General features: G+C 54.6%; 22 protein-coding genes. 14 read left to right on the forward strand and 8 right to left on the reverse strand.

Translation table 11 applies throughout. The features are described from left to right. The first annotated feature begins 271 nt into the window (after window positions 1–271). Together SPH27_RS20015 and mdtD are read left to right on the forward strand one after the other, a co-directional pair. Window positions 272–979 carry a FadR/GntR family transcriptional regulator gene (locus SPH27_RS20015; RefSeq protein ID WP_143347729.1) on the forward strand — a complete coding sequence of 236 codons (708 nt, stop codon included), beginning with the start codon at window positions 272–274 and terminating at the stop codon, window positions 977–979. Continuing rightward, window positions 976–2,409, forward strand: a complete 1,434-nt coding sequence (gene mdtD / locus SPH27_RS20020) for a multidrug transporter subunit MdtD (protein WP_033144368.1) — start codon at window positions 976–978, stop codon at window positions 2,407–2,409. Before SPH27_RS20015 ends, mdtD begins: the two co-directional genes overlap by 4 nt. Here the strand turns inward: mdtD and rbsR are convergent. From rbsR to kup, 7 genes are all read right to left on the reverse strand, one after another. Further along, window positions 2,375–3,367, reverse strand: coding sequence for a ribose operon transcriptional repressor RbsR (gene rbsR / locus SPH27_RS20025; protein WP_073001901.1), 993 nt, complete (start codon window positions 3,365–3,367; stop codon window positions 2,375–2,377). The two genes, mdtD and rbsR, sit on opposite strands and share 35 nt — an antisense overlap. A 3-nt stretch (window positions 3,368–3,370) precedes the next feature. Continuing rightward, a complete protein-coding gene (gene rbsK / locus SPH27_RS20030; RefSeq protein WP_048981420.1) occupies window positions 3,371–4,300 on the reverse strand; it encodes a ribokinase in 930 nt (309 codons plus the stop codon). Between the two features lie 106 nt (window positions 4,301–4,406). After that, window positions 4,407–5,297, reverse strand: coding sequence for a ribose ABC transporter substrate-binding protein RbsB (rbsB, locus tag SPH27_RS20035; RefSeq protein ID WP_010426610.1), 891 nt, complete (start codon window positions 5,295–5,297; stop codon window positions 4,407–4,409). 27 nt (window positions 5,298–5,324) lie between these two features. Then, a complete protein-coding gene (rbsC, locus tag SPH27_RS20040) occupies window positions 5,325–6,290 on the reverse strand; it encodes a ribose ABC transporter permease (RefSeq protein WP_006808742.1) in 966 nt (321 codons plus the stop codon). 4 nt (window positions 6,291–6,294) lie between these two features. Then, complete coding sequence (gene rbsA / locus SPH27_RS20045) at window positions 6,295–7,800, reverse strand: ribose ABC transporter ATP-binding protein RbsA (protein WP_023309779.1); 1,506 nt, start codon at window positions 7,798–7,800, stop codon at window positions 6,295–6,297. 7 nt (window positions 7,801–7,807) lie between these two features. Continuing rightward, a complete protein-coding gene (rbsD, locus tag SPH27_RS20050) occupies window positions 7,808–8,227 on the reverse strand; it encodes a D-ribose pyranase (protein ID WP_032662094.1) in 420 nt (139 codons plus the stop codon). Window positions 8,228–8,424: 197 nt separating this feature from the next. Then, on the reverse strand, window positions 8,425–10,293 hold the full coding sequence (gene kup, locus SPH27_RS20055; protein ID WP_023309781.1) for a low affinity potassium transporter Kup: 1,869 nt from the start codon (window positions 10,291–10,293) through the stop codon (window positions 8,425–8,427). Window positions 10,294–10,515: 222 nt separating this feature from the next. On the opposite strand from kup, the gene ravA reads away from it, so the two are divergent. Together ravA and viaA are read left to right on the forward strand one after the other, a co-directional pair. After that, window positions 10,516–12,012 carry an ATPase RavA gene (ravA, locus tag SPH27_RS20060; protein ID WP_023309782.1) on the forward strand — a complete coding sequence of 499 codons (1,497 nt, stop codon included), beginning with the start codon at window positions 10,516–10,518 and terminating at the stop codon, window positions 12,010–12,012. Further along, window positions 12,006–13,457: an ATPase RavA stimulator ViaA gene (gene viaA, locus SPH27_RS20065; protein WP_064673014.1), complete on the forward strand. Its 1,452-nt coding sequence runs from the start codon at window positions 12,006–12,008 to the stop codon at window positions 13,455–13,457. The genes ravA and viaA overlap by 7 nt, the downstream gene beginning before the upstream one ends. Here the strand turns inward: viaA and asnA are convergent, their stop codons facing one another. Further along, window positions 13,458–14,450 (reverse strand): aspartate--ammonia ligase, encoded by a 993-nt coding sequence (gene asnA, locus SPH27_RS20070; protein ID WP_047059253.1) that lies wholly within the window; start codon window positions 14,448–14,450, stop codon window positions 13,458–13,460. It lies immediately after the preceding gene. A 151-nt stretch (window positions 14,451–14,601) separates the two neighbouring features. On the opposite strand from asnA, the gene asnC reads away from it, so the two are divergent. The 10 genes from asnC to atpA all read left to right on the forward strand — a co-directional run bounded on the left by asnC (window position 14,602) and on the right by atpA (window position 23,326). Beyond that, window positions 14,602–15,060 (forward strand): transcriptional regulator AsnC, encoded by a 459-nt coding sequence (gene asnC, locus SPH27_RS20075; RefSeq protein ID WP_023333916.1) that lies wholly within the window; start codon window positions 14,602–14,604, stop codon window positions 15,058–15,060. Window positions 15,061–15,150: 90 nt separating this feature from the next. Beyond that, complete coding sequence (gene mioC, locus SPH27_RS20080) at window positions 15,151–15,600, forward strand: FMN-binding protein MioC (protein ID WP_023309786.1); 450 nt, start codon at window positions 15,151–15,153, stop codon at window positions 15,598–15,600. A gap of 374 nt (window positions 15,601–15,974) precedes the next feature. Further along, window positions 15,975–17,864, forward strand: a complete 1,890-nt coding sequence (gene mnmG, locus SPH27_RS20085) for a tRNA uridine-5-carboxymethylaminomethyl(34) synthesis enzyme MnmG (RefSeq protein WP_014072433.1) — start codon at window positions 15,975–15,977, stop codon at window positions 17,862–17,864. A gap of 107 nt (window positions 17,865–17,971) precedes the next feature. Beyond that, window positions 17,972–18,595 (forward strand): 16S rRNA (guanine(527)-N(7))-methyltransferase RsmG, encoded by a 624-nt coding sequence (gene rsmG, locus SPH27_RS20090; protein WP_023309787.1) that lies wholly within the window; start codon window positions 17,972–17,974, stop codon window positions 18,593–18,595. Between the two features lie 616 nt (window positions 18,596–19,211). Continuing rightward, window positions 19,212–19,592 (forward strand): F0F1 ATP synthase subunit I, encoded by a 381-nt coding sequence (gene atpI, locus SPH27_RS20095; RefSeq protein WP_008500194.1) that lies wholly within the window; start codon window positions 19,212–19,214, stop codon window positions 19,590–19,592. Window positions 19,593–19,600: 8 nt separating this feature from the next. Next, window positions 19,601–20,416 carry a F0F1 ATP synthase subunit A gene (gene atpB / locus SPH27_RS20100; RefSeq protein ID WP_023309789.1) on the forward strand — a complete coding sequence of 272 codons (816 nt, stop codon included), beginning with the start codon at window positions 19,601–19,603 and terminating at the stop codon, window positions 20,414–20,416. Window positions 20,417–20,465: 49 nt separating this feature from the next. Beyond that, on the forward strand, window positions 20,466–20,705 hold the full coding sequence (gene atpE / locus SPH27_RS20105) for a F0F1 ATP synthase subunit C (protein WP_000429386.1): 240 nt from the start codon (window positions 20,466–20,468) through the stop codon (window positions 20,703–20,705). A 48-nt stretch (window positions 20,706–20,753) separates the two neighbouring features. Beyond that, entirely contained in the window at window positions 20,754–21,224 is a 471-nt protein-coding gene (gene atpF / locus SPH27_RS20110; protein ID WP_014072436.1) for a F0F1 ATP synthase subunit B, read from the forward strand. Between the two features lie 14 nt (window positions 21,225–21,238). Then, complete coding sequence (gene atpH / locus SPH27_RS20115) at window positions 21,239–21,772, forward strand: F0F1 ATP synthase subunit delta (RefSeq protein WP_023309790.1); 534 nt, start codon at window positions 21,239–21,241, stop codon at window positions 21,770–21,772. A gap of 12 nt (window positions 21,773–21,784) precedes the next feature. Continuing rightward, entirely contained in the window at window positions 21,785–23,326 is a 1,542-nt protein-coding gene (gene atpA, locus SPH27_RS20120) for a F0F1 ATP synthase subunit alpha (protein ID WP_006808751.1), read from the forward strand. Window positions 23,327–23,373 lie beyond the last annotated feature (47 nt).

Below are 23,373 nucleotides of genomic sequence, written 5' to 3' on the forward strand. Positions count from 1 at the left end.
TTACGCTTTCCCGCTTCAGAGTCAAGTGATTAATTTCGCTTTTCTCTGCTGACCCGGCGGCGTGTGTGCCGTTGTTCCGTGTCAGTGGAGGCGCATTATAGGGAGTTATTCCGACGTGACAAGAGGAAATTTAAAAAAAGTTTCCATCCGCGTTTTTTTTCACCAATAGAGGTGAAATCAAGCTACAAATTGTTCTATTTGATGTATCTGCAACCACAATCACATTCGAGGTGGCATAATTATCAGCATGAATCTTTAAGGAATAAAAGCGATGCCATTAAGCGCACAACAGCTAGCCGCCCAAAAAAACCTGTCGTACGTGCTGGCAGAAAAGCTGGCTCAGCGGATTTTAGCGGGTAAATATGCCCCAGGTAGCATCCTGCCGGGTGAGATGGAGCTGGGTGAGCAGTTTGGGGTGAGCCGTACCGCCGTGCGCGAAGCGGTGAAAACCCTAACGGCAAAAGGTATGGTGCTTCCACGCCCTCGCATTGGCACACGCGTGATGCCACAGAGTAACTGGAATTTTCTCGATCAGGAGCTGCTCTCCTGGTGGATGACGGAAGATAACTTTCATCAGGTCGTCGATCACTTTCTGGTGATGCGCAGCAGCCTTGAACCTCAGGCATGTCTGCTTGCCGCCACGCTGGGAACAGCAGAGCAGAAAGCGCAGCTTAACGCGCTGATGGAAGAGATGGTGTTCCTGAAAAAAAACTTCAACCGCGAACGCTGGGTTGAGGTCGATATGGCCTGGCATGAACACATCTATATGATGAGCGCCAATCCGTTCCTCACCTCTTTTGCCTCTTTATTTCATTCGGTGTATCACACCTACTTTACCTCTATTACACAAAACGAAGTGGTAAAACTGGATTTGCACCAGGCGATAGTTGATGCCATCCAGGAAAGCGACGGGCAGCGAGCCCTGAGTGCGTGCCAGGCATTGCTGGCCGCGCCAACCCACCAGCAGGTAAATAAATGACAACGAAAAAAGCGCGCAGCATGGCCGGATTGCCGTGGATTGCAGCCATGGCGTTTTTTATGCAGGCACTGGATGCCACCATCCTCAACACAGCGCTTCCCGCTATAGCGCAAAGCCTTAACCGCTCCCCGCTGGCGATGCAGTCCGCCATCATCAGCTACACCCTGACGGTCGCAATGTTAATTCCGGTCAGCGGCTGGCTGGCCGACCGCTTTGGCACCCGCAGAGTTTTCATGCTGGCCGTAACGCTCTTTACGCTCGGTTCGCTGGCCTGTGCGCTCTCCTCATCCTTAACGGAGCTGGTTATCTTTCGCGTATTGCAGGGCATTGGCGGCGCGATGATGATGCCGGTGGCGCGCCTTGCCTTGCTGCGAGCCTACCCCAGGAGCGAACTGCTTCCCGTACTCAACTTCGTCACCATGCCGGGCCTGGTCGGCCCGATTCTTGGCCCGGTACTCGGTGGCGTGTTTGTCACCTGGGCAAGCTGGCACTGGATCTTCCTGATTAATATTCCAATTGGCGTTGCGGGGCTGCTGTATGCCCGCAAATATATGCCGAACTTCACCACGCCAAGGCGCAGCTTCGATATGGGCGGCTTTTTCCTGTTTGGCCTGAGCCTGGTGTTATTCTCCAGCGGGATGGAGCTGTTTGGCGAGAAGATCGTCGCGACGTGGTTAGCACTCTCCGTTATCCTCGGCGGTATTCTGTTATTCCTTCTTTATATACGTCACGCGCGCCGTCACCCGACGCCGTTAATCTCCCTGGGGCTCTTTAACACCCGAACGTTTTCCGTAGGGATTGCTGGGAACATTGCGTCTCGTCTGGGGACGGGTTGCGTACCGTTCCTGATGCCATTGATGCTGCAGGTGGGTTTCGGCTACCCGGCCCTGATTGCTGGCTGCATGATGGCGCCCACGGCAATGGGCTCGATTCTGGCAAAATCAACCGTGACACAGGTGCTGCGCTGGTTTGGCTATCGTAAGACGCTGGTTGGCGTGACGGTCTTTATCGGTCTGATGATTGCGCAGTTCTCGCTGCAATCCGCCGCGTTACCCGTCTGGATGCTGATCCTGCCGCTGTTTGTGTTGGGCATGGCGATGTCGACGCAGTTCACGTCGATGAACACCATCACCCTCGCCGACCTGACTGACGAGAACGCCAGCAGCGGCAACAGCGTGCTGGCGGTAACGCAACAGCTGTCGATCAGTTTAGGGGTTGCCGTGAGTGCAGCGGTGCTGAGGTTTTATGAGGGTTTTGACAGCGCGAATACCGTTGAGCAGTTCCACTATACCTTTATCACCATGGGCGCACTTACCGTGGTATCGGCGCTGGTCTTTATGCTGTTAAAACCAAAAGACGGCCGAAACCTGATTAAAGAGCGTCACAAAGAGAAAGCTAAACCGAACCGCGTTCCATCAGAACAGGAGTAAGCTGCAGCCGTTGCTGTTGCAGCGTGGGCTGCGCCATACGGTGGATCAACACATCGATGGCCAGCTCGCCCAGTTCATCCTTCGGCTGATGAATAGTGGTCAGCGGCGGCGTCATGTAGCTGGCCAGTTCGATATCGTCATAGCCAATCACCGCCATATCGTCCGGCACGCGTAGCCCCGCCTGATACAACGCCTGATAGGCACCAAACGCCATCGCGTCGTTACCAATAAAGACCGCCTGCGGACGCGGCTTTTGCGTTAGCAGTTTCTGCATTGCCTCGAAGCCGCCGTTAAACTCAAAGTCGCCTGTGATCCGGTAGCCATCAGGAATGGCAAGCCCCGCTCGTTCCATGGCGGAAAGATACCCTTCCAGACGCAAACGCGCCGGAGTTTTATCCAGCGGCCCCGTAATACAGGCAATGCGAGTGTGTCCTTTATCAATCAGGTACTGAGTCGCCATATCGCCGCCCAGCAGGGAGTTATCCTGAATGAGATCGCTGGTTCCGTCGAACGGCGCCCAGTCCATCATCACGGTGGGAATCGAAGGATAACGCTGGATGATCTCTTTCGAGGGCTGGTGCGTTTCGGTGCAGAGCAGCAGTAGCCCGTCGACGCGTTTTTGCATCAGCGTTTCCAGGTTACGATTCATGCGCTGCTCGTCTCCCTCGGTATTGCACAGCACCAGGCTGTAGCCACGCTCGAAGCAGCTGCGCTCCACGCCGCGAACCAGTTCTGAATAAAAGGGGTTGGTACTGGCGGTGATCAGCATACCGATGGTGCGCGTCTGGTTGAGCTTAAGACTGCGCGCCAGCGCAGACGGCGCATAGTTGAGTTCTTTTACCGCAGCTTCGACTTTCTCACGAATCGCCTCGCTGACGAAGCGATCGTTGTTTATAACGTGGGAGACCGTCGAGGTAGAAACGCCCGCCATGCGGGCGACATCTTTCATTGTGGCCAAGCGTTACCCCTGCTGACTTAAGAATTCATCGATCTCTTTACGCCACGGAACGGAAGGCTGGGCGCCTTTGCGCGTCACCGCAATCGCTGCAGCAGCGTGTGCGAAGCGAATAGCGTCATCCATTCTCTTGCCTTCCAGCAGCGCGGTGACCAGTGCACCGTTGAAGGTATCTCCCGCTGCGATGGTATCAATCGCTTTGACCTTAAAGCCCGGCACGCGACGGCCTTCGCCATTGACGCTTGCCCACACCCCACGGCTACCAAGTGTGATAATCACGGTACCGATGCCCTTATCATGCAGTGCACGCGCGGCTCGCGCGGCATCGTCATCATTTTCTACGCGGATGCCCGTCAGCTTTTCGGCTTCGGTTTCGTTCGGCGTAATGATGTCCACCAGCGCCAGCAGCTCGTCTGATAATACACGGGCCGGGGCCGGGTTAAGTACGACACTGGTATGATTTTCATGCGCAATTTTCGCGGCGGCCAGCACGCTTTCAACCGGTGACTCCAGTTGCATGAGCAGGGCTTCCGCTCCGGCGATGATGGCACGTTGCGCTTCTACGCGCTCCGTCGTCAGCGCAGCGTTAGCACCCGCATGAATACCGATGACATTCTCACCTTCAGCGTTGACGAAAATCAGCGCCACGCCGGTCGATTCCCCTGCAACCACGCTGACCGGTGCGACATCAATGTTGTCGCTCGCCAGCTGTTTGCGTACGCGCTCACCGGTATCGTCATCACCCGTGCAGGCGATAAACGCAATATTCGCCCCGCTGCGACCGGCGGCGACGGCCTGGTTGGCACCTTTACCGCCAAATGCCACCTGATACTGGTTACCCGTGACGGTTTCGCCCGGTGCAGGGAACGATTCAAGGTTAAGAATGTGATCGGCATTAATACTGCCAAGGACGACGAGGTTGCCTGCGGTTTTCATGGTTGGGTTGTCCATCTGAGAGCGCCACCGGTGTTACCCGGTGGCGTATGCCACACTTTTCTTTATTGGTGTCCCTCAGGCAGCCAGCGACTGCCTGATTCGCCTTTTACTGCTTGATGACCAGCTTCAGGTCAACTGGGTATTTAGCCTGAACTTTTTCGCCCTTCAGCACTTTGTCGGCAGTTTCAACGCCAGTGGCGCCAATCTGCTCAGGCAGCTGAGCGATGGTCGCAGCCAGTTTGCCATCGTTTACTGCTTTTTCACCATCCGGCGTGCCGTCAAATCCGACAACCATCACATCAGATTTACCTGCGGTCTGCAGGGCACGCAGCGCGCCCAGCGCCATTTCGTCGTTCTGCGCGAATACCGCCTGCACGTCAGGGTGTGCGGTCAGCAGGTTCTGCATAACGTTCAGACCTTTAGTACGGTCGAAGTCTGCCGGCTGGCTGGCCAGCACGTTGAATTTGTGTGCAGCCACAGCCTGCTGGAAGCCTTCACCACGCTCGCGGGCTGCGGACGTACCGGCAATCCCCTGCAGTTCGATAACTTTCGCGCCTTCGCCGGCTTTCTTCGCGATGTAATCACCCGCGATTTTGCCGCCCAGCACGTTATCAGACGCAATGTGGCTAACAACTTCGCCTTTCGTTGCCTGGCGGTCCAGAGTAATCACCGGAATTTTCGCCTGGTTTGCCATTTTAACAGCGTTACCTACGGCGTCAGAATCGGTTGGGTTGATCAGCAGAATTTTGGTGCCGCGAACGGTTAAGTCCTGAACGTTAGCCAGCTCTTTCGCCGGGTTGTTCTGTGAATCCAGTACCACCAGGTTGTAGCCCAGTTTGTCCGCTTCTTTCTGCGCACCGTCCTTCAGGGAGACGAAGAACGGGTTGTTCAGGGTAGAGACAACCAGCGCGATGGTATCTTTCGCCATGGCGTTAGCACTTACGGTTGCGCTCAGCGCGACAGCAGAAACCAGGGTAGCCAGTTTTTTCATGTTCATATCTAAGATGTCCTGTAGTGTCGTCAGTTACTGTTTTTTGTTGTCTACCAGTACCGCCAGCAAAATCACCACTGCCTTAACGATCATCTGGTAATAGGAGGAAACACCTAACAAATTCAAACCATTATTCAGGAAACCGAGAATCAGTGCGCCGATCAATGTCCCAACAATGCGACCTTTACCGCCCGCAAGACTCGTACCGCCCAGAACCACTGCTGCGATAGCATCCAGCTCATACCCCGTACCCGCCGTCGGCTGCGCAGAAGAGAGGCGCGCCACTTCGATGATACCTGCCAGCGATGCCAGCAGACCGCACAGGGAGTAAACGATAATTTTGACTTTATTAACGCTGATCCCGGACAGGCGCGTTGCCGCTTCGTTACCGCCCAGCGCGTAAATATAACGGCCCAGACGGGTGTGGTGCAGCATGTACCACGCCGCCAGGAAGACGATAGCCATGATCCAGACCGGGGTCGGAACACCCAGCGGGCGACCGATACCGAACCAGCCAAACAGATCCGCGTTATCGGTAAAGCCGGTATTAACCGGGCTACCGTTGGTGTATACCATGGTCACACCGCGCAGCAGCAGCATCATCACCAGCGTGGCGATAAACGCCTGAACGCGGCCTTTTGCCACAATCACGCCTGTTACGGCGCCAATCGCCGCGCCTGCCGCCAGGGCAGCGGCCACGGCCACCAGCGCGTTGACTTCAATGCCGACAATCGAAGCGGCGATCGCGCCGGTGAGCGCCAGTAGGGAACCGACGGACAGATCGATACCTGAGGTCAAAATCACCAGCGTCATGCCGACCGCCATAATGGCGTTCACCGATGTTTGCTGCAGAATGTTGAACAGGTTATTAACGGTGAAAAAGTTCGGGCTCATGGTCGATACAATCGCGATCAGCACCAGCAGGGCAATCAGCGATTTTTGTTCCATCAGCCATGCCTTTGTGAAATAGCGGCGACCAGAAACAGCCTGGGTAGTCATCTTCTTACTCCTGATTCACGCGATTAAGCTTGCCCACAGCGGCAGCCATCAGAACTTCCTGGGTGGCCTGCTCGCGAGTGAATTCACCGCCGAGATGCCCTTCATGCATGACGATAATGCGATCGCTCATGCCTAATACTTCTGGCATCTCGGAAGAGACCAGAATGATGCTCAGACCGTCGGCCTTGAACTGGTTAATCAGCTGATAGATCTCTTTCTTCGCGCCCACGTCTACGCCGCGGGTTGGCTCGTCGAGGATTAACACTTTCGGGCGCGTCATCAGCCCGCGCGCAATCGCCACTTTCTGCTGATTACCGCCGGACAACAGGCCAATCGCCTGCTCCATCGACGGGGTTTTGACGTTAAAGAGACGGATAAAATCGCTGACCGCCTGCTGCTCATCTTTATGCTTCAGGCTACCGCCGCTATGGCTGAAATAGCGCAGCGCCGTCAGGGACATGTTCTCTTTAACCGACATCCCCAGCACCAGGCCGTCGCGTTTGCGGTCTTCGGAGATATAAACGATGCCGTTAGCCAGACCATCCTGCGGAGAGCGGGTGACCACTTCATGACCGTCGAGGGTGACATAACCGCTGGTGCGCGGCAGTGCGCCGTACAACACTTTCATCAGCTCGGTACGCCCGGCCCCCATCAGGCCCGCCACGCCCAGGATCTCGCCCTGGCGCAGGGTAAAGGTCACGTCGTTCACACCCGGACCGCAGAGGTTGTCCACCTTCAGGCGGATCTCACCCGGCGCTTTCTCCAGATGCGGATACTGATCTTCGAGCTTGCGTCCCACCATCATTTCGATGAGCGTATCTTCGGTCAGCGTGGCGACTTCGCGCTCGGCAATAAACTGCCCGTCGCGGAAGACGGTAACGTCATCGCAGATTTCGAAGATCTCTTTCATGCGGTGAGAGATATAGACAATCCCGCGCCCCTGCGACTTCAGCTCGCGGATCACGCGGAACAGGGATTCCGTTTCGGTATCGGTCAGGGCGTCGGTCGGTTCATCCATAATGATGACCTTCGACTCAAAGCTCAGCACCTTCGCGATTTCCACCATCTGCTGATCGCCAATGGACAGATCGCCTACCAGGCGGTCGCTCTTAAAGCGCAGGTTCAGCTTCGCCAGCAGCTTGTCCGCTTCGGCGTACATGGTTTTCCAGTCGATTTTGCCGAACCGGTTAACAAACTCGCGGCCGAGGAAGATGTTTTCCGCAATGGTGAGCTGCGGGATCAGGTTCAGCTCCTGGTGAATAATGCCGATGCCCGCCTCCTGAGAGGATTTTGGGCCATTGAAGGTGGTCTCTTTACCCAGCCAGACGAGTGAACCGGCATCGCGTTGATAGATACCGGTCAGCACTTTCATCATGGTGGATTTGCCGGCACCGTTTTCGCCAACCAGCGCCATCACGCGCCCGGGGTAGACGTTCAGCGCCGCGCCGGAGAGGGCTTTTACGCCCGGGAACGACTTATCGATCCCTTTGAGTTGCAGTAATGCGTCCATGATGGCCTCAGAATGTGACGCCAGCACAGAGAATGATATTCGCATACGGGGAACACTCCCCGCTGCGAATCACCGCCTGACTGTCTGCGGTTTGTTGTTTGAACTGTTCGTGCGTCGTGTAACGAATTTCTATGGTGTTTCCCTGGTGTTGTTGCAGTTGCTCAATATGGCTGAGCAACGTTTCGTGGAGTTGCGGATTATGTTGTTTGATTTCCGCCGCGAGAATGGCCGCCTCAACCTGCATCTCCGCGGTCACCACATCCAGTACCTGCATAAACGAGGGTACACCCTGCGTTAACGCCATATCGATACGGGTTGTGCTGCGCGGAACCGGTAAGCCTGCATCGCAAACCACCAGCGTATCGGTATGCCCAAGACGGGAAATAACCGATGAGATTTCTGAGTTGAGTACCGTGCCTTTCTTCATTTTCTTGCTCCACTAGCGAAACGTTTCGCTGACATCAGTTTAATCTCAAGAATGTTCAGAAAACCATCATGACGTAACAGATTTGTGATCGACGTCGAAACGTTTCGCTAAGTGAAATGCAGAGACAATTATTGAGGGTTGGCGAGGGGTTTGGTAGGCCGGGTAAGCGAAGCGCCACCCGGCATTTTCAGAAGGGATTAGATCTCGACCTGCGTTCCAAGCTCAATCACGCGGTTAGGCGGGATCTCAAACTGGTCAGGCGCGCGCAGGGCGTTACGCTGCAGGATGAGGTATAGCTTGCCGCGCAGGCGCAGATACCACGGGCGCTTGCCGATGATCAGTGACTCGTGCGACATAAAGAACGACGTCTCCATCATCCGGCAGCTCAGCCCTTCCAGGCCGCAGCGATGGAACACCTCTTCCACGTTTGGCGTTTCGCGCCAGCCGTAGCTTGCCACCACGCGCCAGAAGGTCGGCGACAGCTGCTCGATCTGCACGCGACGCACGTTGTGAACATACGGCGCATCTTCGGTGCGCAGCGTCAGCAGGATCACCCGCTCGTGCAGCACCTTGTTGTGCTTGAGGTTATGCATCAGCGCGAACGGAATGACGTTCAGCGCGCGAGACATATATACCGCAGTACCCGGCACGCGGACCGGCGGGGATTTCTCCAGAGAAGCGATCATCGCCTCCAGAGAATTGCCGTGCTCGTGCATGCGGCGCAGCAGGCGGAAACGCTCGCTTTTCCAGGTGGTCATGACGATGAACATCACCAGACCCAGCGTCAGCGGCAGCCAGCCACCGGAGACAATTTTATCGAGGTTCGCAGAGAACAGCGGCACGTCGATACACAGGAAGCCCACCAGAATCATCGCCACGAGGAATTTATTCCAGTGCCAGTTTCGGTACGCCACCGTGGTGGAGAGAAGTGATGTCAGCACCATCGTACCGGTTACCGCAATACCGTACGCTGCAGCCAGGTTACTGGAGTGCTCGAAGCTGACGATAACAATAACAACAGCGAAATAGAGGAGCCAGTTAACGAACGGGATGTAGATCTGGCCCGACTCCATCTCTGAGGTATGAATGATGCGCATCGGTGACAGATACCCCAGACGCACGGCCTGGCGCGTCAGAGAAAACACGCCGGAAATCACCGCCTGGGAGGCAATGACGGTCGCCAGCGTCGCCAGGATCAGCATCGGCACCAGCGCCCAGTCAGGCGCCAGCAGGAAGAACGGGTTCTTGATCGCTTCCGGGTTTTTAAGCAACAGCGCGCCCTGACCAAAATAGTTCAGCACCAGCGACGGCAGCACCACAATAAACCATGCCACGCGGATAGGCAGTTTCCCGAAGTGGCCCATGTCAGCATACAACGCTTCCACACCGGTGATGGAGAGCACGACGGCCCCCAGCGCCACGAAGGAAACCACTTTGTATTCGAGGAAGAAATGCACCGCCCAGTAAGGGTTCAGCGCATGCAGCACTTCAGGGTTCGCAATAATGCTGCGCAAGCCAAGCGCCGCCAGGATCAGGAACCAGGCCAGCATAATCGGCGCGAACAGTTTGCCCACCAGCCCTGTACCGTGCTTCTGGATCATGAATAGCAGCGTCAGGACAATAATGGCCAGCGGAACCACCCATGAATCGAGCTGCGGAGCGATAATCTCCAGCCCCTCAATCGCCGACAGCACCGAGATAGCCGGCGTTATCACCACTTCCCCGTAGAAGAAACTGCCGCCAATCAGGCCGATAATGACCAGCACAGAGGTCATCCTGGCCGAGGTATTCCGCCCGGCAAGAGACATCAGGGTCAGGATCCCACCTTCACCTGCGTTATCAGCACGCATAACGAAGGAGAGATATTTAACGGAAACCACCAGGATCAGCAGCCAGAAAATGAGGGACAGGAAGCCAAACACGGCATCGCGTTCAACACCAAAACCAAACTGGCCGGACAGACATTCACGAAGCGTATAAAGCGGGCTGGTGCCGATATCACCGTAGACAACCCCGATCGCCGCAAGCGTTATTGCGGGTAATGATTGCTTATTATCAGTGCTCATAGACTAGTCTTTTCGTTTAAATAACAAATGTGTTCCCGGTCCCTTGGCCCACAAAAAGCGCACAGTATGCACGATTCATTGCAAAATCGTACCCCTAAATGCAACCGCATTAATGTAGCGCAAAGAAAATTGCGCCGCACTTCAGTCTATTACCAGCCCTGACTGAAACGTCTATACTCGCTTCAATTGGCCGCCACGACGGCGAAAGGATGCAAAACTATTATGGCTCACTCACATTTATTAGCAGAAAGAATTTCCCGCCTCAGCAGCGCGCTGGAAAAAGGCCTTTTCGAGCGTAGCCACGCCATCCGCCTCTGCTTACTGGCGGCGTTGAGCGGTGAAAGCGTGTTTTTGCTGGGACCGCCGGGCATTGCCAAAAGCCTGATTGCCCGCAGGCTGAAATTTGCTTTTCAGAACGCCCGCGCCTTCGAATATCTCATGACCCGGTTTTCCACCCCAGAAGAAGTTTTTGGTCCGCTCTCCATTCAGGCATTGAAAGATGAGGGGCGCTATCAGCGTCTGACAGAAGGGTATCTTCCGGAGGCTGAGATTGTTTTTCTCGATGAGATCTGGAAAGCGGGGCCGGCTATTCTGAACACCCTGCTCACGGCGATAAACGAACGTCGGTTCCGTAACGGCGCCAGTGAAGAGAAAATCCCGATGCGCCTGCTGGTGGCCGCCTCTAACGAACTGCCTGAAGCCGACAGCAGTCTGGAAGCGCTGTATGACCGTATGCTTATCCGCCTGTGGCTGGACAAAGTGCAGGATAAATCCAACTTCCGCTCCATGCTGGTCAGCCAGCAGGATGAAAGTGAAAACCCGGTATCCGCTTCGCTGCAGGTGACGGATGAGGAGTATCACCAGTGGCAGCAGGACATCGGCAAAATCAAACTGCCAGACGCCGTCTTCGAGCTAATTTATCTGCTGCGCCAGCAGCTTGATCTCATCCCTTCAGCGCCCTATGTCTCCGATCGCCGGTGGAAAAAAGCGATCCGCCTGCTGCAGGCGAGCGCCCTGTTCAGCGGGCGTGATGCCGTTGCGCCAATCGATCTGATCCTGCTGAAAGACTGCCTCTGGCACGATGCAGAAGGCATGAACCTGATGCAGCAGCAGCTTGACGTTTTGATGACCGGACACGCCTGGGGGCAGCAGGCAATGCTCAACCAGCTGGGGGCGATTGCCCAGCGGCGCATCCAGCTCCAGCAGCAGCAAAGTGATAAAACCGCGCTGAAAGTGAATCGCCTTGGGGGCATGTTCGCCCGCAAACCGCACTACGAGCTTCCCGCAGATCTGACCGGCGCAACGCTAACGTTGCTGCTCCAGCAGCCGCTTAAACTGCATGATATGCAGGTGGTGCACATTACGATTGAGCGCGAGGCGCTGGCGCAGTGGCTGGATAAGGGCGGAGAGATCCGAGGAAAACTCAACGGCATTGGTTTCGCGCAGCCGCTGAATATGGAAGTGGACAGCAGCCAGCACCTGGTGATCCGCGACGTCAGCCTCCAGGGATCGCGTCTTGCGCTTCCGGGCACCGCCTCTGACAGCGTCCCCGAAGAGATTAAGCAGCAGCTGGAAGCGCTGGATACCGAATGGCATCAGCAGCACACCCGCTTTAGCGAGCAGCAAAAATGCCTCTTTATTCATAGCGACTGGTTAGGCCGCATCGAAGCCAGCCTGCAGGACGTCAGCGCGCAGATCAAACAGGCGCGTCAATGCTAACGCTGGATACGCTTAACGTCATGCTGGCCGTCAGCGAGGAGGGGTTGATCGAAGAAGTGGTCATTACCCTTCTGGCGTCGCCGCAGCTGGCGGCGTTTTTTGAAAAATTTCCAAAGCTTAAAAAGGCGATGACGGACGATCTTCCGCGCTGGCGGGAAAATTTGCGTCAGCGGTTCAGGGAGACCGAAGTTCCCCCTGAGTTAACGGAAGAGGTGTCCTGCTATCAGCAGTGCCAGCGGCTCTCCACGTCGCAGTTTATCGTCCAGCTCCCGCAAACCCTGACGTTGCTCGATAACGTCCACTCTCCGTTTGCCAGCCAGGCCCGGGCGCTGGTCACGGATAACGCCACCTTTACCCCCGCACTACATACCCTTTTCTTACAGCGCTGGCGCCTCAGCCTGGTGGTTCAGGCCACAACGCTGAACCAGCAGCTGCTGGACGAAGAGCGTGAACAGCTGCTCAGTGAAGTTCAGGAACGGATGACGCTGAGCGGCCAGCTAGAACAGGTGCTGGTGGAGAATGAAAACGCCGCAGGGCGTCTGTGGGATATGAGCGCCGGCCAGCTCCGGCGCGGGGATTATCAGCTGATCGTCAAATACGGCGATTTTCTGGCGCAGCAGCCCGAGCTGATGAAGCTTGCAGAACAGCTGGGTCGCTCAAGGGAGGCAAAGTCGGTCCCAAAGAAAGATGCCCCGATGGAAACCTTCCGCACACTGGTGCGCGAACCGGCTACCGTGCCGGAGCAGGTCGACGGGCTCCAGCAGAGCGATGACATTTTACGCCTGCTGCCCACGGAACTGAGCACGCTGGGGATGACCGAGCTGGAGTATGAGTTCTATCGTCGGCTGGTGGAAAAACAGCTTCTCACCTACCGACTGCACGGCGAAGCCTGGCGTGAGAAAGTCAGCCAACGGCCGGTCGTCCATCAGGATTTTGATGAACAGCCGCGCGGGCCATTCATTGTTTGCGTGGATACGTCCGGTTCGATGGGCGGGTTTAACGAGCAGTGCGCGAAGGCGTTCTGTCTGGCACTGATGCGCGTGGCGCTGGCCGATCGTCGTCGCTGCTTCATCATGCTCTTCTCCAGCGAGGTGGTGGGCTATGAGCTGACGAATCAGCAGGGTATCGAGCAGGCAATCCGCTTCCTGAGCCAGCGTTTTCGCGGCGGCACGGATCTGGCCAGCTGCTTTCGCAGCATTGTGGAGCGTATGCAGGGAGGCGACTGGTATGACGCTGACGCGGTGGTGATTTCCGATTTTATTGCCCAGCGGCTGCCGGATGACGTGGTGAATAAGGTGAAGGAGTTACAGCGGGTGCACCAGCACCGATTTCATGCGGTGGCGATGTCAGCCCATGGAAAACCCGGCATCATGCGCATCTTCGATCATATCTGGCGCTTTGATACCGGGCTGCGTAGCCGCCTGCTCAGACGCTGGCAGCGTTAATTACAGAAGAGAACCGACGCTTTCACGTACCTGCTGCGGCCAGACGCCACACTGAACCTGACCGATATGGGGTAATTGCAGCAGCAGCATGGTCAGACGGGACTGGCCGATACCACCGCCGATAGTCTGAGGCATTTCACCGCGCAGCAGCGCCTGGTGCCACTCGAGTTTGAGACGATCTTCATCGCCGGTGACCGCCAGCTGGCGCTTCAGCGCGTCAGCATCCACGCGGATCCCCATAGAAGAGAGCTCGAAGGCGTCTTCCAGTACCGGGTTCCACACCAGAATATCGCCGTTCAGCCCGGCAAATTCGCCCTCACCCTCAGTACTCCAGTCATCATAATCCGGCGCGCGAACGTCGTGGCGTTTGCCATCAGACAGTTTGCCGCCGATACCGATCAGGAATACTGCACCTAATTCTTTGGCGATCGCACGCTCCCGGCCTTTAGCATCGAGATCCGGGAAGCGGCTCAGCAGCGCCTGGCTGTGAACAAAGTGGATCGTATCCGGCAGGAACGGCGCCAGACCAAACTCTTTGCTCACGGCCGCTTCGGTTGCTTTGATCCCGGCGTAGATCGCCTCAACGGTGGATTTCAGCGTGCCGACGTGACGTTCACCATCACCCATTACGCGCTCCCAGTCCCACTGGTCAACGTAAACGGAATGAATCGGTGAAAGGCGATCTTCATCGGGACGAAGGGCTTTCATGTGCGTGTAAAGCCCTTCGCCCGCGCTGAAGTCGTGTTGTCCCAGGGTTTGACGCTTCCACTTCGCCAGTGAATGAACCACTTCGAACTGAGCGTCTGGCAGTGTTTTCACTTTCACCTGTACCGCTTTTTCGCATCCAGAGAGGTTATCCTGCGTCCCGTCACCCACGCGGCTCAGAATCGGCGCCTGAACTTCAATAAGGCCAAGCTTCTCTTCCAGCTGGCGGGAAAAATGGGATTTTACGAAACTGATCTGGCGTTGTTTTGCGATGTAAGCGGTTTTCATTATTTATACTCCTGCGTCCTGTTGATATTGATTAAGCAACAGAAATGGCATCATACTCAATAAGTCATCAACAAAAAGCCACCTTCACTTTTGATTCGATAAAATTAAACGCTAGAATAGAATGATTCATTAATCTTCATAAGAAAAAGCTATGGAAAATTATCAGATCGACAATCTCGACCGCGGCATTCTGGAGGCGTTAATGGCCAATGCCCGTACCGCCTACGCCGAGCTGGCGAAACAGTTTGGCGTCAGCCCGGGGACCATTCATGTTCGCGTAGAGAAGATGAAACAGGCGGGGATCATTACCGGCGCACGCATCGACGTCAGTCCTAAACATCTGGGTTACGACGTCTGCTGCTTCATCGGCATCATTCTTAAAAGCGCCAAAGACTACCCTTCAGCCCTGGCGAAGCTGAACGCGCTGGATGAAGTCACCGAGGCGTATTACACCACCGGGCATTACAGCATCTTTATTAAAGTCATGTGCCGATCCATCGACGCCCTCCAGCAGGTACTTATCAACAAGATCCAAACAATCGATGAAATTCAGTCCACCGAGACGCTGATCTCCCTGCAAAACCCGATCATGCGTACCATCCGCCCGTGATCGGGCAAATTCATTCCCACATTTTCCACAGGTAGATCCCAGCTCGTTCACAGCGTACAATGGCCGTCTCTTTATCTGGGCGAGCGATCAATGGCGGACATTACCCTTATCAGCGGCAGCACCCTTGGTGGTGCGGAATACGTAGCGGAACACCTGGCTGAAAAGCTGGAAGATGCGGGCTTTTCTACTGAAACCCTGCACGGTCCGTTGCTTGAAGATCTCCCGACTGACGGGGTCTGGCTGCTGATCACCTCCACGCACGGCGCGGGCGATCTGCCGGATAACCTGCAACCTTTATATGACGAACTGCTGGAACAGCAGCCCGACCTGTCAAACGTCCGTTTTGGCGCGGTGGGGATCGGCAGTCGTGAATATGACACCTTTTGCGGGGCAATAGAGAAAGTTGAAGCCGCTGTTACCTCTTGTGGAGCAAAACAGCTGGGTGAAACGCTCAAGATCAACATCCTCGATCATGACATTCCGGAGGATCCAGCCGAGATCTGGCTCGCGGAATGGAAAAATTTACTCAAAAACGATTAAAGATCGCGCGAACAGATGTGGATAACTCTGGTTAAAAGCTCGTATTAACCCGTAGTTATCCAAAGAACAACTGTTGTATCGTTTTTGACCTGTGCATAAAGTCGCGATCTGATCCCAGCTTATACTGTCCAGGATCACCGATCATTCACAGCAAACGATCCTTTCTAACTGCATGATCTTCTTTATGAGATCGGACTTATCCACACAGGTTCGCGATCCTAATAAGAGATCACAATAGAACAGATCTCTAAATAAAAAGATCTTCTTTTTAATAGCCCAGGATCCCAATGCTTTCTCGAAAGACTAAAGTTGAGTAGAATCCACGGCCCGGGCTTCAATCCATTTTCATACCGCTTTACGCGAGGCAGACCACCATGTTTTATCAGGATCCTTTTGACGTCATCATCATTGGCGGGGGTCATGCAGGCACTGAGGCCGCAATGGCCGCAGCGCGTATGGGTCAGCAGACCCTGCTTTTGACACACAATATCGACACGCTGGGACAAATGTCCTGTAATCCGGCGATTGGCGGCATTGGGAAAGGACACCTGGTAAAAGAAGTGGATGCACTTGGCGGCCTGATGGCGAAAGCGATCGATCATGCTGGCATCCAGTTTAGGATACTAAACGCGAGTAAAGGTCCCGCTGTGCGTGCGACCCGAGCTCAGGCAGACCGCGTGCTTTACCGTCAGGCTGTACGCACCGCGCTGGAGAACCAGCCGAACCTGATGATCTTCCAGCAGGCGGTTGAAGATCTTATCGTTGAGAACGATCGCGTTGTGGGTGCCGTGACCCAGATGGGCCTCAAATTCCGCGCGAAAGCCGTGGTGCTGACCGTGGGCACCTTCCTGGACGGTAAAATTCATATCGGTCTGGATAACTACAGCGGTGGCCGTGCCGGCGATCCGCCGTCTATTCCACTGTCTCGCCGTCTGCGTGAACTGCCGCTGCGCGTCAGCCGCCTGAAAACCGGCACGCCGCCGCGTATTGATGCGCGCACCATTGATTTCAGCGTGCTGGCGCAACAGCACGGTGATAACCCCATGCCGGTTTTCTCGTTCATGGGCAATGCGGCACAGCATCCTCAGCAGGTACCGTGCTACATCACGCATACCAACGAGAAAACCCATGACGTGATCCGCAATAACCTCGATCGCAGCCCCATGTATGCCGGCGTGATCGAAGGGATCGGCCCACGCTACTGCCCGTCGATCGAAGACAAAGTGATGCGCTTTGCCGATCGTAACCAGCACCAGATCTTCCTGGAGCCGGAAGGGCTGACCTCAAACGAAATTTACCCGAACGGCATCTCCACAAGCCTGCCGTTCGATGTACAGATGCAAATTGTTCGCTCAATGCAGGGGATGGAGAATGCGAAAATCGTTCGTCCCGGCTACGCTATTGAGTACGATTTCTTCGATCCGCGTGACCTGAAGCCAACCCTGGAAAGCAAATTCATCCACGGTCTGTTCTTCGCGGGGCAGATTAACGGCACTACCGGCTACGAAGAAGCGGCTGCACAGGGCCTGCTTGCCGGTCTGAACGCCGCGCGCTTCTCTGCTGAGAAAGAGGGCTGGGCACCAGGCCGTTCTCAGGCGTATCTGGGGGTGCTGGTTGACGATCTCTGCACGCTGGGTACCAAAGAGCCGTACCGTATGTTTACCTCTCGCGCGGAATATCGCCTGATGCTGCGCGAAGATAACGCCGACCTGCGTCTGACCGAAATGGGCCGCGAGCTGGGTCTGGTCGATGACGAGCGCTGGGCGCGGTTTAACGAGAAGCTGGAACGCATTGAACAGGAACGTCAGCGCCTGAAAACCACCTGGGTGAATCCGCAGGCGGAAACCGCTGCCGAAGTAAACGCTCACTTAACAGCGCCGCTGTCGCGTGAAGCCAGCGGGGAAGATCTGCTGCGCCGTCCTGAAGTCACCTACGAGAATCTGGTCAAACTGACCGCGTTCGCGCCTGGCCTGGAAGACGCTGAAGCAGCAGAGCAGGTTGAGATCCAGGTGAAGTACGAAGGTTACATCGCGCGTCAGCAGGATGAGATCGAAAAACAGCAGCGTAACGAAAACACGCTGCTGCCGGAAATGCTGGACTACCGCCAGGTGACGGGCCTTTCCAACGAAGTGATCGCCAAGCTGAACGATCACAAACCGGTATCGATCGGCCAGGCATCCCGTATCTCCGGCGTCACGCCTGCGGCGATTTCGATTCTGCTGGTCTGGCTGAAAAAGCAGGGCATGCTGCGCCGCAGCGCGTAATGCCCAGAACATTGCCCGGTGGCGCTGCGCTTACCGGGCCAGATGAACCCGTAGGGCGGGTAAGCGAAGCGCCACCCGCCATCTAAGTTTTCCAACAGGTATTCACCGTGCTCAACAAACTCTCTCGTCTGCTGGATCAGGCAGGTATTTCGCTCACCGATCACCAGAAAAATCAGCTGGTGGCCTATGTCGATATGCTGAACAAATGGAACAAAGCGTACAACCTGACCTCAGTACGTGACCCCAACGAGATGCTGGTACGCCATATTCTCGATAGCATCGTGGTCGCCCCCTGGCTGAAAGGTGAGCGTTTTATCGACGTGGGGACGGGACCAGGTTTACCGGGCGTTCCGCTGTCGATTGTTCGCCCTGAGAGCCACTTCACGCTACTGGACAGCCTCGGCAAGCGCGTGCGCTTTTTACGTCAGGTACAGCATGAGCTGAAGCTTGAGAACATCACGCCCGTGCAGAGCAGGGTAGAGGAGTTCCCGGCAGAGCCGCCGTTTGACGGGGTTATCAGCCGCGCGTTTGCTTCACTCAATGACATGGTGAGCTGGTGTAAGCACTTGCCTGCAGAGAATGGCCGCTTTTATGCGCTGAAAGGGCAGTTGCCAGGCGATGAGATTGAACAGCTCCCGGACGGTTTTGCTGTTGAATCCATCGAGAAATTACACATTCCTCAGCTCGATGGGGAGCGTCATCTGGTGATAATTAAGCCAAACAATTTTTAAAAAATTAATAAAAAATGTGGAATTTGTGCTGTTCTTCGCATGTTAAAAAACAGCACAAAGACAGAGGATTTACCGGCGGGCTTTTAACCTCTTTTTCACTAAGGTTTTTCTTATGGTTAACCTGGCGACTTTTATTCACCGCAAAGATAGTCATCTGTGAAAATATAAGTCTGCTAAAAGTGGAAGGCAGTAACCAGAACGCAATGTTAATTATTTATTAAGAATGTCAATAAAACGTTTTTATTGTGTACTGGGCTGTTTTGAAAATAGTTACGGCATTTTGCGTTTAATTTCATAAAGATAAATTTGCGCGATTTGCGCCTTTGATAAATACAACCTTATCGCAAATGTGTGTTTTGTGATCTCGTGCACGCTTTATCGCCAACGTTTTCGCGCTGTTTGCAGTTTTGGTCGAAGGTTGACGCTTTCAGCGAAAGTTAAAAAATAGCGGTGGGGAAAAATATTTAAACATTTATTCACCTTTTCGCTACTTAATGTTTGAAATCACGGGTGCGCACCGTATAATTTGACCGCTTTTTGATGCTTGACTCTGAGCCTTAAAGGACGTTTTATACGACACGCGGCATACCTCGAAGGGAGCAGGAGTAAAAACGTGATGTCTGTGTCGCTCTTGAGTAGAAACGTTGCTCGTAAGCTTCTGTTCATTCAGTTTCTGGCTGTGATAGCAAGTGGACTGCTGTTTAGCCTCAAAGACCCCTTCTGGGGCATCTCCGCCGTGTGCGGGGGTTTGGCGGTTGTGCTGCCAAACGTGTTGTTTATGATTTTTGCCTGGCGTCATCAGGCGCATACACCTGCCAAAGGCCGCGTGGCCTGGTCCTTCGCCCTCGGCGAAGTGTGTAAGGTGTTGCTGACCTTTGCTCTACTGGTGATGGCGCTGGCGGTTTTGAAAGTGGTCTTCATGCCGCTGATAGCAACGTGGGTTTTGGTGCTGGTGGTACAAGTTCTGGCTCCAGCTGTAATCAATAACAAAGGGTAAAAGGCATCATGGCTTCAGAAAATATGACGCCGCAGGATTACATAGGTCACCATCTGAATAACCTTCAGCTGGACCTGCGTACATTCTCGCTGGTGGATCCACATAACCCCCCGGCCACCTTCTGGACGATCAACATCGACTCCATGTTCTTCTCGGTGGTTTTGGGTCTTCTGTTCCTGGCCATGTTCCGCGGTGTTGCTAAACGAGCGACCAGCGGTGTACCAGGGAAATTCCAGACTTTCATCGAAATGATCATCGGCTTCGTCCATGGCAGCGTCAAAGACATGTACCATGGTAAGAGCAAGCTGATTGCTCCGCTGGCCCTGACCGTGTTCGTTTGGGTCTTCCTGATGAACCTGATGGACCTGCTGCCAATCGATCTGCTGCCGTTTATCGGCGAGCACATCTTCGGCCTGCCTGCGCTGCGTGTTGTACCGTCTGCGGACGTGAACATCACCCTGTCGATGGCGCTGGGCGTATTTATCCTGATTCTTTTCTACAGCATCAAAATGAAAGGCGTAAGCGGCTTTGTGAAAGAGCTTACCTTGCAGCCGTTCAACCACTGGGCGTTTATTCCGGTCAACCTGATCCTGGAAGGCGTTAGCCTGCTGTCCAAACCTGTTTCACTGGGTCTGCGACTGTTCGGCAACATGTATGCGGGTGAGCTGATTTTCATTCTGATCGCGGGTCTTCTGCCGTGGTGGTCACAGTGGATTCTGAATGTGCCATGGGCCATTTTCCACATACTGATCATTACGCTGCAAGCCTTTATCTTCATGGTTCTGACGATCGTCTATCTGTCGATGGCGTCTGAAGAGCACTGATTTTTTACCAACACTACTACGTTTTAATTGAAACAAACTGGAGACTGTCATGGAAAACCTGAATATGGATCTGCTGTACATGGCTGCCGCTGTGATGATGGGTCTGGCGGCTATCGGTGCTGCGATCGGTATCGGCATCCTCGGGGGCAAATTCCTGGAAGGCGCAGCGCGTCAACCTGATCTGATTCCTCTGCTGCGTACTCAGTTCTTTATCGTTATGGGTCTGGTGGATGCTATCCCAATGATCGCTGTAGGTCTGGGTCTGTACGTGATGTTTGCTGTCGCGTAGTAGTAGTTTTAAAACCCTAAGCCACAGAAATTAAAGAGGTATTGTGCTGTGAACATGAACGCAACAATCCTCGGCCAGGCCATCGCGTTTATTCTCTTTGTCTGGTTCTGCATGAAGTATGTATGGCCGCCTTTAATGGCTGCCATCGAAAAACGTCAGAAAGAAATTGCTGACGGTCTGGCTTCCGCAGAACGCGCTAAGAAAGATTTGGACCTTGCACAGGCCAACGCGACAGACCAGCTGAAAAAAGCGAAAGCTGAAGCTCAGGTAATCATTGAACAGGCTAACAAACGCCGTTCTCAGATCCTGGACGAAGCCAAAGCTGAAGCAGAACAGGAACGTACTAAGATCGTGACACAGGCTCAGGCAGAAATTGATGCTGAGCGTAAACGTGCTCGTGAAGAACTGCGTAAGCAGGTTGCGATTCTGGCTGTTGCTGGCGCCGAGAAGATCATCGAACGTTCCGTGGATGAAGCTGCTAACAGCGACATCGTGGACAAACTTGTCGCTGAACTGTAAGGAGGGAGGGGCTGATGTCTGAATTTGTTACGGTAGCTCGCCCCTACGCCAAAGCAGCTTTTGACTTTGCTGTCGAACACCAAAATGTCGATCGCTGGCAGGATATGCTGGCGTTTGCCGCTGAGGTGACGAAAAACGAACAAATGGCTGAGTTGCTTTCCGGTGCGTTAGCACCTGAAACTCTCGCCGCGTCGTTTATCGCCGTGTGCGGAGAGCAACTGGATGCCAACGGCCAGAACCTGATTAAGGTGATGGCAGAAAATGGTCGTCTCCGTGTGCTCCCGGATGTTCTCGAGCAGTTTGAGCACTTACGTGCCCTTAGTGAAGCAACCGCTGAAGTCGAAGTGACTTCTGCGACTGAACTGAGTAATGAACAGCTTGCGAAAATCACCGCCGCGATGGAAAAACGTCTGTCACGCAAAGTTAAGCTGAATTGCAAAATCGATAAGTCTGTAATGGCAGGCGTAATCATCCGTTCGGGTGATATGGTCATTGATGGCAGCGTACGCGGCCGTCTTGAACGCCTTGCAGACGTCTTGCAGTCTTAAGGGGACTGGAGCATGCAACTGAATTCCACCGAAATCAGCGAACTGATCAAGCAGCGCATTGCTCAGTTCAGTGTTGTGAGTGAAGCTCACAACGAAGGTACTATTGTTTCTGTAAGTGACGGTGTTATCCGCATCCACGGCCTGGCCGATTGTATGCAGGGTGAGATGATTTCCCTGCCGGGTAACCGTTACGCTATCGCACTGAACCTGGAGCGCGACTCCGTAGGTGCAGTTGTGATGGGTCCATACGCTGACCTCGCCGAAGGCATGAAGGTTAAGTGTACTGGCCGTATTCTGGAAGTGCCGGTTGGCCGTGGCCTGCTGGGTCGCGTTGTTAACACCCTGGGTGCGCCAATCGACGGTAAAGGTCCGGTTGAGCACGATGGCTTCTCCCCAATCGAAGTTATCGCACCAGGCGTTATCGACCGTCAGTCCGTAGATCAGCCTGTTCAGACAGGTTATAAGTCCGTTGATGCCATGATCCCAATCGGTCGTGGTCAGCGTGAACTGATCATCGGTGACCGTCAGACCGGTAAAACCGCGATGGCTATCGACGCCATCATCAACCAGCGTGACTCCGGCATCAAATGTGTGTACGTGGCCATCGGCCAGAAAGCGTCCACCATTTCTAACGTGGTTCGTAAACTGGAAGAGCACGGCGCACTGTCTAACACCATCGTTGTGGTAGCAACTGCGTCTGAATCTGCTGCACTGCAATACCTGGCGCCATATGCCGGTTGCGCAATGGGCGAATACTTCCGTGACCGCGGTGAAGATGCACTGATCGTATACGATGACCTGTCTAAACAGGCTGTTGCTTATCGTCAGGTTTCCCTGCTGCTCCGTCGTCCACCTGGACGTGAAGCGTTCCCAGGCGACGTATTCTACCTCCACTCTCGTCTGCTGGAGCGTGCTTCCCGCGTTAACGCGGAATACGTCGAGAACTTCACCAAAGGTGAAGTGAAGGGTAAAACGGGCTCTCTGACCGCTCTGCCGATCATTGAAACCCAGGCGGGCGACGTTTCTGCGTTCGTTCCGACCAACGTAATCTCCATTACCGATGGTCAGATCTTCCTGGAAACCAACCTGTTTAACTCCGGTATTCGTCCGGCGGTTAACCCGGGTATCTCCGTATCCCGTGTTGGTGGTGCTGCTCAGACCAAGATCATCAAGAAACTGTCCGGTGGTATCCGTACCGCGCTGGCACAGTATCGTGAACTGGCTGCGTTCTCTCAGTTCGCATCCGATCTGGACGAAGCAACCCGTAAACAGCTGAGCCACGGTCAGAAAGTGACCGAGCTGCTGAAGCAGAAACAGTACGCACCAATGTCTGTTGCTCAGCAGGGCCTGGTACTGTTCGCGGCAGAACGCGGTTACCTCGAAGATGTGGAACTGGCGAAAATCGGTAGCTTCGAAGCCGCTCTGCTGGCTTACGTTGACCGTGATCACGCTCCGCTGATGCAAGAGATCAACCAGACCGGTGGCTATAACGACGAAATCGAAGGCAAGCTGAAAGCTATCCTCGATTCCTTCAAAGCAACCCAATCCTGGTAATCGTCCGGCGGCTTGTCTCAGGACAAGCCGCCTGGCATTGAGGAGAA

The organism is Enterobacter sp. A103, from assembly GCF_034427535.1.
GTDB lineage: Bacteria > Pseudomonadota > Gammaproteobacteria > Enterobacterales > Enterobacteriaceae > Enterobacter > Enterobacter asburiae_B.

What these genes read in the sequence shown, in the direction of transcription:
- SPH27_RS20015 (WP_143347729.1), top strand. Translation starts at nt 272, where the DNA reads ATGCCATTAAGCGCACAACAGCTAGCCGCCCAAAAAAACCTGTCGTAC.
- mdtD (WP_033144368.1), top strand. Translation starts at nt 976, where the DNA reads ATGACAACGAAAAAAGCGCGCAGCATGGCCGGATTGCCGTGGATTGCA.
- rbsK (WP_048981420.1), bottom strand. Translation starts at nt 4,300, where the DNA reads ATGAAAACCGCAGGCAACCTCGTCGTCCTTGGCAGTATTAATGCCGAT.
- rbsB (WP_010426610.1), bottom strand. Translation starts at nt 5,297, where the DNA reads ATGAACATGAAAAAACTGGCTACCCTGGTTTCTGCTGTCGCGCTGAGC.
- rbsC (WP_006808742.1), bottom strand. Translation starts at nt 6,290, where the DNA reads ATGACTACCCAGGCTGTTTCTGGTCGCCGCTATTTCACAAAGGCATGG.
- rbsA (WP_023309779.1), bottom strand. Translation starts at nt 7,800, where the DNA reads ATGGACGCATTACTGCAACTCAAAGGGATCGATAAGTCGTTCCCGGGC.
- rbsD (WP_032662094.1), bottom strand. Translation starts at nt 8,227, where the DNA reads ATGAAGAAAGGCACGGTACTCAACTCAGAAATCTCATCGGTTATTTCC.
- kup (WP_023309781.1), bottom strand. Translation starts at nt 10,293, where the DNA reads ATGAGCACTGATAATAAGCAATCATTACCCGCAATAACGCTTGCGGCG.
- ravA (WP_023309782.1), top strand. Translation starts at nt 10,516, where the DNA reads ATGGCTCACTCACATTTATTAGCAGAAAGAATTTCCCGCCTCAGCAGC.
- viaA (WP_064673014.1), top strand. Translation starts at nt 12,006, where the DNA reads ATGCTAACGCTGGATACGCTTAACGTCATGCTGGCCGTCAGCGAGGAG.
- asnA (WP_047059253.1), bottom strand. Translation starts at nt 14,450, where the DNA reads ATGAAAACCGCTTACATCGCAAAACAACGCCAGATCAGTTTCGTAAAA.
- asnC (WP_023333916.1), top strand. Translation starts at nt 14,602, where the DNA reads ATGGAAAATTATCAGATCGACAATCTCGACCGCGGCATTCTGGAGGCG.
- mioC (WP_023309786.1), top strand. Translation starts at nt 15,151, where the DNA reads ATGGCGGACATTACCCTTATCAGCGGCAGCACCCTTGGTGGTGCGGAA.
- mnmG (WP_014072433.1), top strand. Translation starts at nt 15,975, where the DNA reads ATGTTTTATCAGGATCCTTTTGACGTCATCATCATTGGCGGGGGTCAT.
- atpI (WP_008500194.1), top strand. Translation starts at nt 19,212, where the DNA reads ATGTCTGTGTCGCTCTTGAGTAGAAACGTTGCTCGTAAGCTTCTGTTC.
- atpB (WP_023309789.1), top strand. Translation starts at nt 19,601, where the DNA reads ATGGCTTCAGAAAATATGACGCCGCAGGATTACATAGGTCACCATCTG.
- atpE (WP_000429386.1), top strand. Translation starts at nt 20,466, where the DNA reads ATGGAAAACCTGAATATGGATCTGCTGTACATGGCTGCCGCTGTGATG.
- atpH (WP_023309790.1), top strand. Translation starts at nt 21,239, where the DNA reads ATGTCTGAATTTGTTACGGTAGCTCGCCCCTACGCCAAAGCAGCTTTT.
- atpA (WP_006808751.1), top strand. Translation starts at nt 21,785, where the DNA reads ATGCAACTGAATTCCACCGAAATCAGCGAACTGATCAAGCAGCGCATT.